Annotated in this window: 16 protein-coding genes; 10 read left to right on the forward strand and 6 right to left on the reverse strand. The window is 58.9% G+C overall.

Features of this window, described 5'->3' with window-relative positions:
- Positions 1–201 precede the first annotated feature (201 nt).
- The 4 genes from IB244_RS07315 (at position 202) to IB244_RS07330 (ending at position 3,910) form a co-directional block, all read left to right on the forward strand.
- On the forward strand, positions 202–423 hold the full coding sequence (locus tag IB244_RS07315; RefSeq protein WP_062369148.1) for a hypothetical protein: 222 nt from the start codon (positions 202–204) through the stop codon (positions 421–423).
- Positions 424–776: 353 nt separating this feature from the next.
- Positions 777–1,154: a VOC family protein gene (locus IB244_RS07320; RefSeq protein ID WP_192303664.1), complete on the forward strand. Its 378-nt coding sequence runs from the start codon at positions 777–779 to the stop codon at positions 1,152–1,154.
- Between the two features lie 50 nt (positions 1,155–1,204).
- The gene (locus IB244_RS07325; protein WP_192303666.1) at positions 1,205–2,752 is read left to right on the forward strand and encodes a DHA2 family efflux MFS transporter permease subunit; all 1,548 of its coding nucleotides are present in this window, start codon (positions 1,205–1,207) and stop codon (positions 2,750–2,752) included.
- Positions 2,753–2,887: 135 nt separating this feature from the next.
- Positions 2,888–3,910 (forward strand): LLM class flavin-dependent oxidoreductase, encoded by a 1,023-nt coding sequence (locus IB244_RS07330; RefSeq protein ID WP_192303668.1) that lies wholly within the window; start codon positions 2,888–2,890, stop codon positions 3,908–3,910.
- Positions 3,911–3,973: 63 nt separating this feature from the next.
- Here the strand turns inward: IB244_RS07330 and IB244_RS07335 are convergent, their stop codons facing one another.
- The 4 genes from IB244_RS07335 to IB244_RS07350 all read right to left on the reverse strand — a co-directional run bounded on the left by IB244_RS07335 (position 3,974) and on the right by IB244_RS07350 (position 6,302).
- Positions 3,974–4,561, reverse strand: a complete 588-nt coding sequence (locus tag IB244_RS07335) for an IMPACT family protein (protein ID WP_192240974.1) — start codon at positions 4,559–4,561, stop codon at positions 3,974–3,976.
- A 105-nt stretch (positions 4,562–4,666) separates the two neighbouring features.
- The gene (locus tag IB244_RS07340; RefSeq protein WP_192303669.1) at positions 4,667–4,984 is read right to left on the reverse strand and encodes a plastocyanin/azurin family copper-binding protein; all 318 of its coding nucleotides are present in this window, start codon (positions 4,982–4,984) and stop codon (positions 4,667–4,669) included.
- 11 nt (positions 4,985–4,995) lie between these two features.
- Positions 4,996–5,520: a DUF4142 domain-containing protein gene (locus tag IB244_RS07345; protein WP_192303671.1), complete on the reverse strand. Its 525-nt coding sequence runs from the start codon at positions 5,518–5,520 to the stop codon at positions 4,996–4,998.
- Between the two features lie 89 nt (positions 5,521–5,609).
- Positions 5,610–6,302 carry an RNA polymerase sigma factor gene (locus tag IB244_RS07350; protein WP_192303825.1) on the reverse strand — a complete coding sequence of 231 codons (693 nt, stop codon included), beginning with the start codon at positions 6,300–6,302 and terminating at the stop codon, positions 5,610–5,612.
- Between the two features lie 247 nt (positions 6,303–6,549).
- On the opposite strand from IB244_RS07350, the gene gabD reads away from it, so the two are divergent.
- The 4 genes from gabD (at position 6,550) to IB244_RS07370 (ending at position 13,254) form a co-directional block, all read left to right on the forward strand.
- Entirely contained in the window at positions 6,550–8,004 is a 1,455-nt protein-coding gene (gabD, locus tag IB244_RS07355) for an NADP-dependent succinate-semialdehyde dehydrogenase (RefSeq protein ID WP_192303673.1), read from the forward strand.
- Positions 8,005–8,409: 405 nt separating this feature from the next.
- The gene (locus IB244_RS07360) at positions 8,410–10,359 is read left to right on the forward strand and encodes a PrkA family serine protein kinase (protein ID WP_192303675.1); all 1,950 of its coding nucleotides are present in this window, start codon (positions 8,410–8,412) and stop codon (positions 10,357–10,359) included.
- 25 nt (positions 10,360–10,384) lie between these two features.
- Entirely contained in the window at positions 10,385–11,701 is a 1,317-nt protein-coding gene (locus IB244_RS07365; RefSeq protein ID WP_169683240.1) for a YeaH/YhbH family protein, read from the forward strand.
- 11 nt (positions 11,702–11,712) lie between these two features.
- Positions 11,713–13,254, forward strand: a complete 1,542-nt coding sequence (locus IB244_RS07370; protein ID WP_192303677.1) for a SpoVR family protein — start codon at positions 11,713–11,715, stop codon at positions 13,252–13,254.
- A 213-nt stretch (positions 13,255–13,467) separates the two neighbouring features.
- Here the strand turns inward: IB244_RS07370 and IB244_RS07375 are convergent, their stop codons facing one another.
- On the reverse strand, positions 13,468–14,745 hold the full coding sequence (locus IB244_RS07375; RefSeq protein WP_025660250.1) for a DUF3422 family protein: 1,278 nt from the start codon (positions 14,743–14,745) through the stop codon (positions 13,468–13,470).
- Between the two features lie 493 nt (positions 14,746–15,238).
- Here IB244_RS07375 and IB244_RS07380 point away from each other — a divergent pair, with 493 nt between their 5' ends.
- Positions 15,239–15,871: a hypothetical protein gene (locus tag IB244_RS07380; RefSeq protein WP_025660249.1), complete on the forward strand. Its 633-nt coding sequence runs from the start codon at positions 15,239–15,241 to the stop codon at positions 15,869–15,871.
- Between the two features lie 105 nt (positions 15,872–15,976).
- Here the strand turns inward: IB244_RS07380 and IB244_RS07385 are convergent, their stop codons facing one another.
- Positions 15,977–16,414: a hypothetical protein gene (locus IB244_RS07385; protein WP_169683246.1), complete on the reverse strand. Its 438-nt coding sequence runs from the start codon at positions 16,412–16,414 to the stop codon at positions 15,977–15,979.
- A 674-nt stretch (positions 16,415–17,088) separates the two neighbouring features.
- Here IB244_RS07385 and IB244_RS07390 point away from each other — a divergent pair.
- Positions 17,089–18,816 (forward strand): putative bifunctional diguanylate cyclase/phosphodiesterase, encoded by a 1,728-nt coding sequence (locus IB244_RS07390; protein WP_192303679.1) that lies wholly within the window; start codon positions 17,089–17,091, stop codon positions 18,814–18,816.

An 18,816-nucleotide genomic window follows, 5' to 3' on the forward strand; every position in this document is an offset into this window, starting at 1 on the left:
CAATATCGCTCAACAGCGAGAGCACCTGGGTCGTCCCTGGAGCCGCAGAAATGTACGCTGCTGCAAGTTTCCGGATGCGCAGCTAACGACAAGATCCCTGTAACCCCTTAATAAAGAAGCATAATCGCAGTGCAGGCAGTGAGACGGAACGCACAAGGAAATGCGCCCGTCATCAGATGGGGCAACTTTCAGGGGCATATCATGGAACCGACCAACCCTACGATCCAGATCAGCAACCCTCAATATTCTACGAATGATCCGTACCGCGTCGTCGAGCGTGAGGAAGTCCTTGCACAGGCTTTTCGAGCTTTCGTGCAACGAGCCGTTGCTGCGGGATGGAAGGAAACCGAGGTCGCTCTGACCTTGGCCGATATCGCCGACGATTACGTAATGGCTCTCGCGCGAAGGGTTAAGGCGAACTAGCATCGAGTAACTTTCGCGTGCAGCACCACCTGAACGCGAAATGCCAGCATCTCTTCAGCGTGTCCGGGGCCCACCGCTTTGCACTAATGCAAGCGGTGGGCCCCGGTCGTTGAGCCGGCGCTGCGCGTTCCTGAGGGCCTGTCAAACTCGCTTGGCGCCACAATCCATCAGTTTCTTTTCAAAGACTTCAGCCTGCTTTGGCAATGTTCCTGGCTGCCGTCAGTCCTCGGGGCAGAACCGGGATCGACAATTGAGCTCCATCATTTGCTTTACTGATGCGACGCTGTACAGTCGCGAGCGGCCCCATTGGCTGCGGCTCATCAAACACGAGCGCCGTCATAGAAGGAGGAATGATGTTTCATCATGTTTCTATCGGCGTGTCCGATCTCGAGCGTGCACGAAAATTCTACGACGCAGCACTTGAGCCGCTGGGCTATACGAGGCTTTCAACGAGTGACAGATGGCTGGGCTACGGTGCTGAACAGCCCCAGCTCTGGATAAAGCTCGCCGAACGCCCTGTCGTTCCCGACATGGAGTCGGGACTGCACTTTTGTTTTGTTGCCCCCAACGAGGAAGGCGTCAGAGCCTTCCACGCAAACGCGATGGCAGACGGTGGGACGGATAACGGCGAACCGGGAATACGCCCCGAGTACGGATCGTTCTATTACGCAGCATTTGTCATCGATCCGGACGGCTATCGCCTGGAAGCGTTTTTCCGCCGTCCTGAGTGAAGGCCCGCAGCGCGGGCCGTCTTGAACCATCCCGATCGCAGGGCAACCGCATGTCGCAACACCTTGAGCCCGCCTCCTCTCATCCGCCTTCGGCGGTGATCTGGGTGGGCTTCATTGCGATGTGCATCGGGATGTTCATGGGGATCCTGGACATCCAGGTGGTCGCGACATCCCTGCCTACAATTCAGCAGGCCATCAATATCGATCCTGACCAGATGAGCTGGATCCAGACCGTCTATCTGATCGCAGAGGTGATCGCGATACCGTTGACCGGCTTGCTGACGCGTGTCCTGACGATGAGATGGCTGTTCGTCGCCTCCATAGGCTTGTTTGTCGTCGCTTCCACTGGCTGTGCGGCAAGCAACGACTTTGGCGAACTGGTTGCCTGGAGGGTCGTTCAGGGCTTTTCCGGTGGAACGCTGATCCCGGCGGTTTTTTCGGCCGTTTTCATCCTCTTTCCCAATGAGCGGCAGGCACTCGCCACGACAATCGCCGGGGTGCTGGCTGTCTTGGCACCGACGGTTGGACCGATCATCGGCGGCTGGCTGACGTCAACCTATTCGTGGCATTGGCTGTTCCTCATCAATATCGTTCCCGGCATTGTCTCGGCGCTGGTGGCGTGGCAGTTCCTGCCCCGGCAGAAGGGCGACGTGTCCGAACTGCGGCACCTCGATGGTCTGTCGCTCCTTATGATGGCGCTGGCGCTGGCGAGCCTGGAACTGGGATTGAAGGAGGCGCCGACGAGCGGCTGGATCTCGCCTTACGTCCTGAGCTTGCTAGCATTCAGCCTGGTATCGGGGTCTGCATTTGCATCCCGGTCGCTGCGCAGAACGCGTCCCATCGTCGACCTGCATCATTTCCGAGATCGGAATTTCTTGGTCGGATCCGCCCTCAGCTTCGTGCTCGGGATCGGCCTGTTCGGCTCGGTCTATCTCATGCCGGTGTTCCTTGCCTTCGTCAGGGGGCACAATGCCCTGGAAATCGGGATGACGATGCTGGTCACAGGCATAACGCAGCTGTTCACCGCACCGATCGCCGTTGCGCTGGAAAAGCGGACAGATCCGCGTCTGCTCTCGGCCGCAGGCTTCGGGTTGTTTGCGATCGGACTGGGGATGAGCGCATTCCATGATCCGCGCTCCGACTTCGATGCCATGTTCTGGCCGCAGGTCGTGCGCGGTGCCGCGATCATGTTCTGCCTTCTGCCGCCGACACGCCTCGCCCTCGGAACCTTGCCGGCATCGCGGGTGCCCGACGCAAGCGGCCTCTTCAATCTGATGCGTAATCTGGGCGGCGCGATCGGCATCGCCATGATCGATACGATCATCTACACGAGGTCGGAGCCGCTTGGGCAGAGACTATGGGATCAACTGCGGGCCGGCGATGCAGCCACGGCGGCGTTTATCGGGGCTCCGGCGGGAACCATCACCGGCAGTACCGGCGACTTCACACCGGACACGATCGCTGCGTTGGATCCGCTCGTACAGACAGCAGCAAGCGTCCAGGCGATCAACCAGGCTTGGCTGACAGTCGCCATACTGACAGGCTGCGCGCTGCTCTTCCTGCCTTTTGCAAGACGGCTGACCGCATCGCAGCAGTAGCGGCCGCTCATTTGGTGGACGTCAATCTCAAAGGATGAACAGAGCGTTCAATCGTCTTTTCGTGGCAGACGCTGCTCCCCATGTTATGCCCATCAAAATTCCCACCGCAAACCGCGATATCCAACGGGTAAAATCATGAAGAAAATCGGCTTTCTCTCCTTCGGCCACTGGGCGCCCTCGCCTCAATCAAAAACCCGCTCCGCGGGTGATGCGCTGCTCCAATCCATCGATCTTGCCGTTGCCGCCGAAGAACTCGGTGCGGACGGTGCGTATTTCCGCGTCCACCACTTTGCGCGGCAGCTGGCGTCGCCTTTTCCGCTCCTGGCGGCAGTCGGCGCGAAGACGAAGACCATAGAGACCGGCACCGCGGTCATCGACATGCGTTACGAGAACCCTCTCTACATGGCTGAGGACGCCGGCGCTGCCGATCTCATTGCCGGTGGCCGCCTGCAACTGGGGATCAGCCGCGGCTCTCCGGAGCAGGTCATCGATGGCTGGCGCTATTTCGGCTACCAGCCACAGGATGGTTCGAGCGATGCAGACTTGGGCCGTGGTCATGCCGAGGTGTTCCTGGAAGCACTTAAAGGCGAAGGTTTTGCCCAACCGAACCCGCGTCCGATGTTTCCTAACCCGCCCGGCCTGCTGCGCCTTGAACCCTATTCGGAAGGATTGCGCGAGCGCATCTGGTGGGGCGCGGGGTCCAATGCAACTGCAATCTGGGCAGCCAAGCTCGGCATGAACCTGCAGAGTTCGACGCTGAAGGATGACGAAACCGGCGAACCCTTCCATGTCCAGCAGGCCGCACAAATCCGCGCCTACAGGGAGGCATGGAAGGCGGCCGGCCATACTCGCACCCCACGCGTGTCAGTCAGCCGCAGCATCTTCGCGCTCGTCGACGATCGCGACCGTGCCTACTTCGGCCGCGGCGGCAAGGAACAGGATTCGATCGGCTATATCGATGAAAACACCAAGGCGATCTTTGGTCGCTCCTATGCGGCCGAACCTGAGGCGCTGGTCAAGCAGCTCTCCGAAGACGAAGCCATTGCCGAAGCCGACACCCTGTTGCTGACAGTCCCCAATCAACTCGGCGTCGAATACAACGCTCATGTGATCGAGGCGATCCTCAAATATGTGGCACCGGCGCTAGGCTGGCGTTAAGTCGGGCCCCGGATTGCTTGCTCGAACGCTTACTCGATGCTGACCTGAAGGCTCGCGCTCGCCCTATTGTTTGAGGGCGAGCGCGCTGCGTCCGCTTGTGGTGTCGGCAATCAAACGGGCAATCTCATCCGACCGTGCTTGCGGAAAGCTCACCGCGATCTCCGCGCCAGCCTCGAAGAAAGCCTCGCTGAGGACGTGCACCCCCTCGAAGGCGGCGAGCCTTGCCCTGAGGATCGCAAGGTCGGAAAACCCGGCGCGGATCGTTCCTTCCAAAGTTGGAACGAGTTCGATGAGTTCGCCGGACCGGAGGCAGGCGGCCGCCGTCCCGCCATAGGCGCGGATCAAACCACCGGTGCCAAGAAGCACACCTCCGAACCAGCGCGTCACGATGACAATGACCTTGTCGAGTGATTGGCCATCGATCGCCTGCAGTATGGGTTTTCCTGCTGTTCCGCTTGGCTCGCCGTCATCGCTGAAACGGTAGGTCTGGCCGATGCGCCAGGCCCAACAATTATGGTTGGCGTCGCCATGGCTGCGTACCGCAAGCGCCTCCTTCGCGTCGAGCTCGCTGGCGATCGGAACACCAATCGCCAGAAACCGGCTCTTCTTCACGATTTGCTCAAGGGCTACAGGGCGTTCCAGCGAATACATGAAAGTTCTATAGGACAGCGCGAAGGCCGAGCGAAGACGGATTCTATCCGGGGATGGTCGGATATGGCGGCGGCGGGTGTCTCCATGCAGCGCTGCGCAGCCTTACTATTGAGAGGGTATCGAGATACGACCCTTCATGTTCGGATGAAAGCGACAATAGTAGTCGACCGACGTGGTCGCCTTCAGCACGGCACTTGCGGATTTCCCGGGAGGAATGACCACCTCCCAGTCACCCTTCACGGTCGCCGTATGGGCAAGAATATCCTTGTTGATCCACTCGATCGTGTCGCCTTGCCTTGCGCTGATCTCAGCGGGCGAAAACATCATCTTTTCGATTGTTACCGTGACTGTTTCCGCCCGCACCGGAACGACACCGATGGTCAACGCAGGTACCGCAACGATCCACAGATGCCGTCTCAGCATGCTCGTACCTCCTATTCAAGCTCGGCAGCGACATGCTCGGCATGCTGCTGATGGCCCTGGAAGACCCTGAGGCCGGTTTCGAGCAACTCCTTGAGCTCCGCGTTGCTCGCCGACGGGATCAACAGCGTCTCGAGCGCGCCATTGACCTGTTTGTGGTAGGCGACCTCGTTGTCGACATAGGCCTTGTCGAAGCTCGCTCCGCTGAGTTTGGCAAGTTTTGCTCGCTCATCGGTTGCAGCCTTGGTCAACGTCTTGCTCGTTTCATTGTCCTCCGGCGTAACCTTGAGCTTCTTGACCAGTGCAAGAGCCTGCTTGTTCACGGCCTCATGGTCTCGCACCATGTCCTCCGCGAAGGCGACAACGTCCTTGTTCTTGGATTTTGAGATCGCAAGTTTTGCGGCCTCGATATCGATGGTGCCGGCCGTATAGGCGATATGCGCGATCTGCGGGTCCGTCGGCTTGTCCGCTGCCCATGCGGATGGCACAAGTCCGAACAGGCAAAGCGCGGTCAGGGTCGCAATCTGTCGAGTCTGCATAGGAACCTCCTTCGCCCGAACCGGCAAGGCCGGGCATTGTTTTTCGGGAACAGACATTGGATGTCAGCCCGACGAGAAGGTTCCCGGAATCAGTCGAGAAAACCGAGACGGCTCATCACCGCCGTCGTCAGGCGTTCGCAACGACGGCCCGCGAAGGGAAATGCGGAAAGGAGCACGGGACCGATCTGCTCGTCGAGGCGCTCCCTTACCAGGCGCCTGGCGCGATGCAGCCGGCTCTTGACGGTCTCGGCCCTCAGGCCGAGCAACGCCGCGGTCTCATCCACATTCAGCCCCTCGATCACTCTTGCGACAAAGACGGTTCGGTAGATATCCGGCAGGGCGTCGGTCGCCTGCTCGACCAATTGCAGAATTTGCCGCTGTGCCATGGTGCGCTCCGGATCGCCGGTGTTGTCGACAGGAAATCGGAGGATCATCGCTCCGCTGTTTTCGTCGGCACAACGCGCGACGCCCGCCGCCCGCCGTTTCTTGCGCAGACGTCCGAGAGCTTCGTTGATTACGATGCGCGAAAGCCAGGTCCCGAGCGAGGACTCACCCCGGAAATGATCGAGATGCGCAAATCCGAGCACATAGGCCTCCTGAACAACGTCCTCCGCCTCGCTGTCATTGCGAACAATGCTTCTTGCCAGACGGTAGAGCCTCTGATTGTGAGCCTTCATGATCGCGCGAAAAGCGTGGCGATCGCGGGCGACCGCGCGGCGCGCCAGCTCGACATCGGCGAGCGTATCGAGTGCTTCGGCCCCATCTGCTTGAATCTGCGACATCGTCATCTCTTTCATGTCACCTCCTTGGCATTGATATAGATGGAGCTCGACGGCAAAGGTTCCCGAAAAATGCGCGCCGGTGTTGGAAACCTCCAATCATTTTCGAGATTGCGCCTCGGCACTGTCCGCGACCCTTTTACCACAACGCGTTTGACAGGGCGGAAGAGGATGGCGACATTGTCGTAAGGCTTCGCCGAGGCGGCCGCGGAGATGCGGAACGGCACAATTTCTCGATGGGATGGACAACATGAACCTCAAGGACCCCACACTCTTTCGGCAGGCATCCCTGATCGGCGACAGATGGATCGAGGCCGATCCGGCGAATGCGATCGAAGTCAACAATCCGGCGACCGGTGAAATCATCGGCCGCGTGCCCAAGCTGGGAGCAGGCGAGACAAAAGCCGCGATCGAGGCCGCTCGCGTTGCCCAAAAGGGCTGGGCGGCACGCACCGCCAAGGACCGCTCGGGCATTCTTCGCAAATGGTTCGAGCTGATGATCGAAAACAAGGACGATCTCGGCCGTATCCTGACGCTTGAACAGGGCAAACCGGTTGCCGAAGCGACCGGCGAGATCGTCTATGGCGCAAGCTTCGTCGAATGGTTCGCGGAGGAAGGGCGGCGGGTTTATGGCGATCTGGTTCCCGGCCACCAACCCGACAAGCGCATCATGGTGATGAAGCAGCCGATCGGCGTGGTTGCCGCGATCACCCCCTGGAATTTCCCGAACGCCATGATCACGCGAAAAGCGGGGCCTGCCTTTGCTGCCGGTTGCGCCATGGTGCTGAAGCCGGCCAGCCAGACGCCCTTCTCGGCCATTGCAATTGCCGTGCTTGCGGAACGCGCCGGGCTTCCGAAGGGCCTGTTTTCGGTTGTCACCGGCTCGGCACGCGAGATTGGCGCCGAAATGACCGCCAATCCGACCGTCCGCAAATTGACCTTCACCGGTTCCACGGAAATCGGCGCCGAGCTCTACAAGCAGAGTGCTCCGACAATCAAGAAACTTGGCCTGGAACTCGGCGGCAATGCACCCTTCATCGTCTTCGACGACGCTGATCTTGATGCCGCCGTCGAAGGTGCGCTGATCGCCAAGTTCCGCAACAATGGCCAGACTTGCGTGTGCGCAAACCGGTTATACGTGCAGGAAGGTGTCTATGATGCTTTCTCCCAGAAGCTTGCGGCAGCCGTCGGCAAATTGAAGACCGGCAATGGCTTCGACGAGGGTGTCATTCTGGGACCGCTGATCGACCAGCCAGCGCTGGAGAAGGTCGAGGAACACGTTGCCGATGCGCTCGCCAAGGGTGCGAGCGTCGTACAGGGCGGAAAGCGCCACGTGCTCGGCGGCACTTTCTACGAGGCGACCGTGCTTTCAAATGTCACGAGGGAGATGGCCGTTGCCCGCGAGGAAACCTTCGGGCCGGTGGCGCCGCTGTTCCGCTTCAAGGATGAGGCCGATGTCATCCAGCAGGCAAACGATACCGAGTTTGGCCTGGCCTCGTACTTCTACGCGAAGGATCTCGCTCGCGTTTTCCGCGTCGCCGAGGCCCTCGAATACGGCATGGTTGGTGTCAACACAGGATTGATCTCGACGGCGGAAGCTCCCTTCGGCGGCGTCAAACTCTCCGGCCTTGGCCGTGAGGGTTCCAAATACGGGATCGAAGAATTTATGGAAATTAAATACGTCTGCCTCGGCGGGATCAGCTAGCGCCCGACGGGCGCCGGCTCGCAATTTCCTTTAGCGCTCCTTCGCCATGGACGGCACGGGTTCTGGAACTGCCGTCCATCGGCGCATGATCGCTGCGCGCTGCGATTTTGTTCGCCGACATAGCATTGGCCCGGGATGAAATGCGCTGTTCATAGCGATAGCGTGATTACCTTAGCCATGGTTATTGCACGTCTTTCGTGCCATATTAGCAATCAGCACAGTTCAACATTTGAGTCGCAATCTGGCGCAAGAATGGAGACGATGAGATGCTACATGGCCTACTCGAGCCAAATTCGAATTCCTGTAAGTATTTGAAGGAACGAATGCTAGTTTGTGCCGTTGTCTCAATGAGCGCGCCTACGGGGCGGCAATCCCGCCTCAACCGACCGGCCGCGGGAGAGCATCATGCAAAAAGGTGAAAGTGACGTCTTTGATCTTTTCTCGGAGATTTACACAAGCGCCGCGCAAGAAGAACTAAGTCTACAGGAATACCTGCTAGCCTGCCGTGATGACAAAAGCCTTTATGCGACCGCGCAAGAGCGAATGGTCGAAGCGATCGGCGAGCCGACATTAATCGATACGAGCGCCGATGAGCGGCTAGGGCGGATTTTCGCCAACCGCACAGTCAAGATTTACCCGTCCTTCGCCGACTTCTATGGAATGGAAGATACAATCGAGCGGATTGTCGGCTACTTCAGATACGCCGCGCAAGGGCTCGAGGAGCGAAAGCAGATCCTCTATCTGCTCGGTCCTGTAGGAGGCGGCAAATCGTCGCTCGCCGAGCGCCTGAAGAGACTGATGGAGCAGCGCCCGATCTACACTTTGGCCGTCAATGGCAAGGTCAGCCCCGTCTTCGAATCCCCTCTCGGCCTGTTCCACCCGGAACGGATGGCGGGTCTCTTGGAAGACAAGTACGGGATTGCGCCGCGAAGGCTGACGGGCCTTATCTCGCCCTGGGCGACGAAACGGCTCGACGAGATCGGCGGCGACATTTCGAAATTCAGCGTGGTTAAACTGACGCCCTCGCGTCTGCGACAAATTGCAATCGCGAAGACCGAGCCGGGTGACGAAAACAATCAGGACGTGTCCGCACTCGTCGGCAAAGTGGACATCCGTCAACTTGAAAACTTCAGTCAGGCCGATCCTGATGCCTACTCCTACAGTGGCGGGCTGAACAGAACGACGCAGGGGCTTCTTGAGTTCGTCGAAATGTTCAAGGCGCCTATCAAGGTGCTGCATCCCCTGCTGACCGCCACCCAGGAGGGTAGCTATAACGGTACGGAGAACTTCGGCGCCTTCCCCTTCCAGGGCATTGTCGTCGCTCACTCCAACGAGTCCGAGTGGCTGCAATTCAAGAACAACAAGAACAACGAGGCATTCCTCGACCGCATTCTCGTGGTCAAGGTGCCCTATTGCCTGAGGGTCACCGAGGAGCGGCAAATCTATGAAAAGCTGCTTCGTGAAAGCGAGCTGGCAAAGAGCCCGTGTGCCCCTGAAGTGCTCGAGAATCTTAGCCGGTTCACCGTTGCGACACGCCTCCACGTTCATGAAAATTCGCCACTCTACACGAAGATGCGCGTCTACGACGGCGAGAACCTGAAGGACACCGATCCCAAGGCCAAGTCTGTGCAGGAGTATCGCGACGCCGCCGGTGTGGATGAGGGCATGACAGGCGTCAGCACGCGTTTTGCCTTCAAGGTGCTGTCGGAAACCTTCAACTACGATACAAAGGAAGTCGCTGCCGACCCGGTCCACCTGATGTACATCATGGAGCAGGCAATTCGGCGCGAACAGTTCCCGAAGGAAACCGAAGCGCGCTACCTTGATTTCATCAAGTCCGAGCTTGCAGCACGCTATGCCGAATTCATCGGTCATGAAATCCAGAAAGCCTATCTGGAATCCTACAGCGAATATGGACAAAACCTGTTCGACCGGTACATCTCCTATGCCGATGCCTGGCTGGAAGACCAGGACTTCAAGGACTACGACACAGGCCAGATCCTCAACCGCGAAATTCTCGACAGCGAGTTGTCGCAGATCGAAAAGCCGGCCGGCATTGCCAACCCCAAGGATTTCCGCAATGAAGTTGTGAAATTCACGCTGCGCGCCCGCGCCAAGAACCATGGGCGCAACCCGTCCTGGACGAGCTATGAAAAGCTTCGCGAAGTGATCGAGAAGCGCATGTTTGGCCAGGTCGAAGACCTCCTGCCAGTCATCAGCTTTGGCTCCAAGAAGGACAGCTCAACAGAAAAGCAGCACGCGGAATTCGTCGAGCGCATGACGGAACGCGGCTACACCGTTCGCCAGGTCCGGCGGCTCGTCGATTGGTATATGCGGGTCAACAAGGCCGGCTGACGATGCCGAACCGGGGGAATGGCAGATGGCGAATTTTATCGACCGCCGGCTCAACCCGAAGGATAAGAGCCTCGGAAACCGGCAGCGTTTCCTGAAGCGAGCCCGGGAAGAACTCAAACGGGCGATCAAGGAGCAGGTCAAATCGGATCGGATTGCCGACGTGGACGCCGCCCATGGCGTTCCGATGCCGAAACGCGGCGCCGGCGAGCCGACTTTTCAGCCTGCCTCCGGTAGTGGAGCGCGCGAGTATATTCTGCCCGGAAACAAGGAATATATGGCGGGCGATAAGCTCTCGCGACCGCAAGGCGGTGCCGGCGGAAGTGGCAAGGGCGCCGGCCGCGGCGAGAGCGAGGATGACTTTCAGTTCATCCTGTCCCGCGACGAGGTTCTCGACCTTTTCTTCGAGGATCTGGAACTGCCCGACATGGTGAAGTTGAACCTGAAGGAAACGGTGACCTACAAGCCTCACCGCGTCGGCTTCAGCACGGCCGGCACCCCCACGAACATCAATGTCGGGCGGACGATGCGCAATAGCTTCGGCCGCCGGATCGCGCTGCAACGCCCGAGCGAAGCGGCGGTGAAGGCGATTGCAGATCAGATCGCCATCTTGGAGGCCGAACCAAACCTGTCGGCACAGGAGCGGCGGCGCCTGCAGGCATTGCGCGAGGAGCTCGAGCAATTGGAACGCAGGCGCCGACGCATCTCCTATGTCGATCCGGTTGATATTCGCTTCAACCGTTTCGAGCGCCAGCCGCTTCCCAATGCCAGCGCGGTGATGTTCTGCCTGATGGACGTGTCGGCCTCGATGGGCGAACGCGAAAAGGACCTCGCGAAACGCTTCTTCGTATTGCTCCACCTCTTCCTGACCCGCCGTTACGAGCGGATCGATATCGTTTTCATCCGCCATACCGACGAGGCGCGCGAGGTCGACGAGGAGACGTTCTTCTACAGCAAGCAGAGCGGCGGCACGGTCGTCTCCACTGCCCTCGAGGAAATGCTTCGTGTCATCGAGGAACGCTATCCGGCACATCTGTGGAACATCTACGCCGCTCAAGCGTCCGACGGCGACAACATCAGCGGAGATTCGGAACGGTGCGCGGCACTCCTTCGCGACCACCTGATGCGCCTTTGCCAATATTACGCTTATGTCGAGATCATCGACGAGCGTGAAACCGAAATCTTTGGAGCGACCGACAACGGCACGTCGCTGTGGCGCGCCTATCGCACTGTCGACGGCGAAGTGCCTAACTTCCAGATGACGCGGATCTCCAGACCGGCAGACATCTACCCCGTGTTCCGCAAGCTCTTTACCCGACAGCCTGCCATGCGCACGCGTAAGTAAGGGACGACCGAATGGCGAGACGCTCGAGTTCAGGCCTGCTGTTTGATGGTTCCGACTGGAATTTCACCACCCTTTCGCGCGCCTACGATGCGATAGAGACCGTTGCGCTCGATGAGATGGGACTGGACGTCTATCCCAACCAGTTGGAGATCATTTCCTCCGAGCAGATGCTCGATGCCTATTCGTCGGTTGGCATGCCGCTGATGTATCAGCACTGGTCCTTCGGCAAGCGCTTCATCTTCGAGGATCACTTGTATCGGAAGGGACAGCGCGGCCTCGCCTACGAGTTGGTCATCAACTCCAACCCCTGCATCACCTATCTCATGGAAGAAAACACCATGGCGATGCAGGCGTTGGTGACCGCGCATGCAGCCTTCGGCCACAATCATTTTTTCAAGAACAACTACTTGTTCCGCCAGTGGACGGACGCCGGCTCCATCCTGAGTTACATGGACTTCGCCAAGAAATACATCGCCAAGTGCGAGGAGCGGCATGGAATAAGCGCCGTCGAGGCGATCCTCGATTCAGCGCACGCCCTGATGGACCAGGGCGTCTTCCGCTACCGCCGCCCGCCCCGCCTTTCCTCCGAAAAAGTCAGAGAACGCGCCCGAGAGCGATTGGAATATGAAGAGCAGACCTACAGCGATCTGTGGCGCACGCTGCCGCTGACAACAGAAAACCGCAATCCGGAAGAGGCCGAACGCGACGCGTCCGAACGCAAGAAGGTTCTCAATCTTCCGGAGGAGAACCTGCTCTACTTCCTGGAAAAGCACAGCCTGATCCTCGATCCCTGGCAGCGGGAACTTCTCCGGATCGTGCGCGTCATTGCGCAATATTTCTATCCACAGCGCCAAACCAAGGTGATGAACGAGGGCTGCGCGACCTTCGTTCACTACACGATCATCAACCGCCTCTTCGATCAGGGCCGGATCAGCGAAGGGGCGATGCTGGAATTGCTGAAAAGCCACTCCAACGTCGTTTTTCAACCGGCCTTCGATGATTCGCGCTTCCCGGGCATCAACCCTTACGCACTGGGATTCGCGATGATGCAGGACATCGAGCGCATCTGCATGGAACCGACGGCGGAAGATCGCGACTGGTTTCCGGCGTTTGCCGGCAACGGCGATTGGCAGGGGACGCTGCTCGACGCCTGGGCAAACCACCGCGACGAGTCCTTCATGCTCCAATATCTGAGCCCGGCGATGATCCGCAAGTTCCGGCTGTTCCTGCTCTCCGATCGCGCCACCGACAGCTATTGCGAAGTATCCGCAATCCATAATGAGCGCGGCTATTCCAGGATCCGCTCTGCGCTTGCCCACAGTTACGACGTCGGGGCCAGACAGCCCGATATCCAGGTTATCGACGTGGACTTGCTCGGTGACCGGCAACTTCGGCTACAGCATAATGTGAAGAACGGCATCCTCCTGGAGGAGAGCACCCGTGATGCCACGCTCGGCCATATTCGCCACCTCTGGGGTTACGACGTGAGCCTGAGTGGTGTCGATGCTGGAACGGGCGCGGCGCTCTACGAGTGTTCGACAGCGCAACTCTGAAGCCAGCTGGGATTAGCGGAACCGTGGGAGCCATGCGGCTTACGGTTAACGAAAGCGCTCGCCCTTCGGATCGAACGCGTGTTGGCCGACTTCCTTTACGACGGCTCCCTTGTGCGTCTCGGAAAGTATGGTGACGTCCATGACGGACTTCCTGGCATCGTCTGGCCGGCCGCCGCGCCCTGACAAGGCGGTGGCAGCCTACAACGCAAAACGTCAACGCTTGTCCTCTTCGGCATGTCTTCGCCGAATGCTTCGCACGACAAGCCACATGCCGGCAACCACGATCGGTACCGAGAGACCTGTCAGCGTCTCGGGGGACACCTCGAAGCCGACATTGTGCGCACCCTTTGCCACATAACCGAAGAGCCCGACGACGTAGTAAGAGATTGCCGCCACCGACAGGCCTTCGACGGTCTGCTGCAAACGCAGCTGCAGTTGCGCCCGGCGATCCATCGAATTCAGCACCGTCGTATTGATACGCTCGAGTTCGACGTCGATCCAGCTTCGCAGCAGGGCCGTGGCCCGGGCAAGCTTGCGCGAAAGGTTCGCCTGGCGCTCCTCGACCGACTGACAGGTTCGCATGGCCGGTGCCAGTCGCCGTTCCAGGAATGAGCCAAGTGTTTCGCTGCCTGGTATTGCCGTCTCGGCAAGAGCCCGAATGCGCTCCTGAACGATTTCGTAGTAGGCGCGGCTTGCCCCGAACCGATAGAGGCTGAGCGCTGCATTCGCCTCGAGTTCGGCCGCAAGGCGCGTGATCTCGGACAGCATCTGGTCCGCTTCATCCCGTGCATGCAGCTTCATCCGCTGCGTAATGGCCGTCAGGCCGGACTCGATCTGGCGGATTTCGGGCGAGAGTGACTGTGCAAGCGGCAGGCCCATCATCGCCAGCGTGCGATAGGTCTCGATATCCAGGAGGCGCTGGACCAGCGCACCGCGTGCGCTGTCGGACATGCCGCGATCGATCACCAGAAACTTCGTCAATCCGTCGCCATCCTGGCGGAAATCGGTGAGGATCGTTGCCTGACCGTTTCGGAGTTCGCTTCGACACAGGCTGGTCGGATCGAAAACGGCAATTTCCTGCACTGTCTCGGGCGTGTCGGGGCGTATTTCCAGGCGAATGCCCGATATGAACGGACCTGGTGGCGAGAAGCTGTCGCCGAAAGGATGAACGGCGATCGGGGCGCCGAACTTCTCTGGGGCGGGGCAATCCCAGAAGTAGGTCGAAAATTCGGTGTGGCGTTCCCAGCGCAACGTGCCCTGGCCCCAGCTTATCGCATGATGGCTGGTCTCGCGGGTCGGCGGAGCAACGCCGCTGGATCGGGAAAGATCGGCAAGCATCTCATGGTCATTGTCACCGGCACTCTCCGTCAGGAAAGCGAGCTGGAAGATGACGCGTCGCGCCTGAACGAGCGCATAGGGTCGCGCGTGAATTTCCCCCAAGGCGCGCAATCGAAGATCCGCAGGTGGAAAGCCGAAGCTTCCTTGCGTCATGCGTGCGCTCCTTTCGATGTGTGTTTCCCGCTCGTCGTTATCGATACTGTGATTCGGCTGAGCCCGGGAGCGCGACTGAACAACCTCGATTGGTTCACCTCTGATCGGCGACACGTTCAAGTTCTTTTTGCCATTCGCAAAAAGATTTCGAATGTCCATGGTTCTTATCCCTACATCGGCCCCTCAGCTGGCGGCATGCAAGCATCTCCTCATATGCCTGTCTAGCACGATCGGTCCGCGCGACCGTTTGCCACAGCCACTCCAACCAACAAGCAACTCATGCTTGAATAGCACCCTATGCGGACAGTGCGGCACCGCTCGCCACAGAATCGTGATGGAACAATTCCCGACCATTGGATTTCAACCTTCGGCGCGAATGTGCTGAACGCGAAAGGCTGTGGAAAGTCAACTTGCGGCACCCTGCCTGGCGCGCAGATCGGGTTTCTGACGGCTGCTGTTGTGGTATTGCCCGATCTTACTCGGGAGAGATTCGATGGCCGTAATCGATATTCTGGCGTCCGTGGCTTTTGCCGCAACTATGACTGCGTCCATTTCACCGTCCGAGACAAATGTACCTGCCTTCCGGCCGCTCGGCGTTTCGCAGGATACGCTGCCGTCAGCGCTCGGCTGCAAACCGATCAATGGCGAGCAGCCGGATACGACGGGCCAGTACTCATGCAACGTTCTGCCTGGCGGAAGCGACCTCTTTGACCAATATGTGCTGGCCTACGTCCACGGCATGGGAATATGCAACGTCGTCGCGATCTCCCGTTACATCGACGATGATCAGCGCGGCACGACCACACGGCAGGTTTACAAGGAGGCGGCTTCGCTGCTCGCTTCCCAGTTCGGGCCAGCGGACGAGAAGGTCGACCATGTCGCCACGTCCAAATTCGGAAAGGACGGCATGTTCCGGCAGGCGGTCATCGCTCAGGAGCGGCAGGTGTTCGAACAATGGGACAATCTGAGCACAAAGTTCCAGAATGCCCAGTCGGCCAGCGTCACGATTTCTGGAAGTGAGGATTGGGGACTGGCGGTCTACAGCATTTTCCGCTTTGCCCATAACGATGCGTGCCTGAGCAGTCTGGAGCAGCAGACCGGACTGTCTGGCGAGGATGGTGAGTGATCAGCTAGCTGGCGATCGCAAGCGACAAGCCGGCGACCGCCGGAGCGGCGGCTTGAAGACGGGAGCAGTGATCAGGTGTTCGAATGGCGCCTGGTCTCGTTCCAGTCAATATGTGAACAGTGCCCGCAGGCGAGCGAATAAACCTGGGCGATCCACGCCAAGAATACCGCGTACATAGTGGGCGGCTGTGGCGGCGCTGACCGTCGCGCCGAAATGGCAGTAGCAAAGAACGTTATGCAGTTCGCCGTCGGTGAGACTGAAGAACTTCTTGGCCTGGCCGTAAGTATCGTTCTCAAGCCCCGCTGCTCGCAGGATCGGGTCCTCGAAGGCGACCGAGATCGGCGAGTTATCGCTACGCAGGAGCGACAGTACTGACGTCGGCTGATGTTCGGTCTGGTAGAGGGTAGCCAGTCGTCGATGCGGGCTTAACTCGAGAAGCTCCACCCAGCGCTCGAGACGCTCGCTTCGCGACATGACGCGGTGCGGATATGCCTGGTCGATATCCGCAATATTCTGCAGTTGCTCCAATGTCTGATGTTTCATGGTGGGCTCCATTCGGCTGAAATTTGCGCAGCCCCATTGCCGCGTACGCCCTGAATAATTGAGCTAGGGGACAGCGAGGCCCAATCAAGATCATTGCGAAAGGATTTATGCAGGTCGGGAGCAAGTTGCACGACAGTCTGCATTCTGTCTGAAGAGCCTGCTGAAGAGCGCTGCTTCGCGTCGGCGACCGCGGCCGAACCCGAACCCAGCGACAGTTTTGTCTTAATTGAGCGCGGCGGACGTGAACTGGCCCCAGATCGTCTCAGGAATCTCATCATTTTGTCCGGAGACACCTGCAGCTATACGCGAGGGCTGGGTCGACCCGAGTACTGCGGAAACTGCCGTCGCAATATCCAGCCCCGCGCTCTCTGCTATCCGATGCGCGAGACCCAGGCCGAGCCTCAGTAGGCTCGAGCCGAATGAGCGCGCTTTTGTCTGGTTATAGGCTCCGACGGACCCTCGAAGAATGGGGGCCTTGGTACCGCTTACTAACTTTCCCTCCCGCGTACATTTCGACAATTGCAGTCTGGTAGAGGGACAATACTGCCCTATGGTAGCGTTTTTGATTGACTACAACACGGCATACGCTAGCTTTCTTAGAGACTGCTGATTCAGCATGTGTGGGATGCATCGGAAAAACCTAGGCGCAGGCTCAACGCGGAGGCCCACCCAATATGCCGGAAAATCGTGAGAATTGGCCTACGCTAGTTCCACATGGATCCGAATTCTTCAGCCGTGTCGCAGCTGTTTTCTCGCTATGGGATCTAGACCTCGTTCTTATTGATTGGTCTGAGACGCTCGCGAAACGCTCAGGCTTCAACAGGCAGCAACCCACAAGGCTGGGCGACATTTACCCCATGTTGAAAGCCGCTCCCTCAGCGGACCTCGTACAACTCGTCATCAAAAACGGCACGCCACAATCGCTACGGATAGGTGTGTCGACCGACAACGGCTATGACCTGCTGCTACTGCCGGCAAAGGAGGGATTGGCAGTTATCGAGATCGCCGTTGCTGACCGTATCGAATCGACACCTGCGCATGAGCAGGAACGGGCGCTCCTCTTGCATCAGGCAACCCATGACGCCCTGACCGGGCTTCCCAACCGCCGGCAGTTCAGCGACCAGTTGGGGCGCTTTCTTCCGACCGGCGGCGGATGCGGTCTCGCCCTGATGCAGATTGATTTGGACGACTTCAAGCCGGTGAACGATACCTTGGGACACGGCGCCGGAGACATCGTTCTGAAGCTTGCAGCCGCCAGAATCCGAAGCGTGCTCGGTACCGACGAAACAGCCTTCCGACTTGCTGGCGACGAATTTGCCGTCATTCAAACTTCTCAAGAGCAGCCCGCAGAGGCAGAACGACTGGCAGATGCGCTTGTTGGCGAATTCAAGAAACCATTCGTGGTGGACGGCATCACCGTCTTTGTGGGAGCCAGTATCGGCATTGCGATTGCGCCCCGCGATGGCGATGAGGGCGAGCAATTAATGAAAGCAGCCGACGTCGCCCTTTATGCTGCCAAAAAGGAAGGACGCCGTCGCGCACGAACCTTTGATCCCAGCATGTTGGTGGTCCTGGAACAACGGGAGTTGCTGAGGCGCAGCCTCAGGGTCGCGCTCCAGCATGGCGAGTTTTTCCTCGAATATCAGCCTCTTGTTGACCACTCACGCACCGTAACCGGTTTCGAGGCTCTCCTGCGCTGGCGCCATCCGAGGCTCGGCGTGATTCCTCCGATTGCCTTTATCCCGATGGCAGAGGCAGATGGGCTGATGAGCGAAATCGGCCAATGGGTGCTGGAACAGGCCTGTCGGGAAGCTCTGAGCTGGCCGGACCATTACACCGTTGCCGTCAACTTATCCCCGGCGGAATTCTTGACAGCAGGTTTCACAGATCGCGTGTCGCAAACTCTCGATCTTATTGGTCTTCCCGCCGAACGCCTGGAACTCGAGATCACGGAAACCGTCCTTCTGGAGCGCACGATCAACAATCTCGATACTTTGAACACCCTGAACGTGCTTGGCATACAGATCTCGCTCGACGACTTCGGGACGGAGTATTCATCCCTGAGTTACCTGAAGAATTTTCCTTTCGATAACATCAAGATCGACAAGTACTTCGTCAACGACCTCCTAAGCGACGAAAAGAGCCGGACGATTGTACGTTCCGTCATTGCGCTCTCGCATGGGCTCGGAATGCGCGTCACTGCCGAAGGCGTGGAGACTGCCGAACAGGCCGCGTGGCTCCTGGAGGAAGGCTGCGACAGACTGCAGGGGCATTTCCTGAGCCCGCCGATGCATGTCGATCACATTCGCCAATTCATCGCCCCCCGCAAAGGACGACGGGGAAACGGCGGCGGTGGGCGGGATGCAACCGGGATGGCGATCGGCCAGGGAGGTGCAGGTTGA

It is taken from the genome of Rhizobium sp. RHZ02, assembly GCF_014851575.1.
GTDB classification, from domain to species: domain Bacteria; phylum Pseudomonadota; class Alphaproteobacteria; order Rhizobiales; family Rhizobiaceae; genus Rhizobium; species Rhizobium altiplani.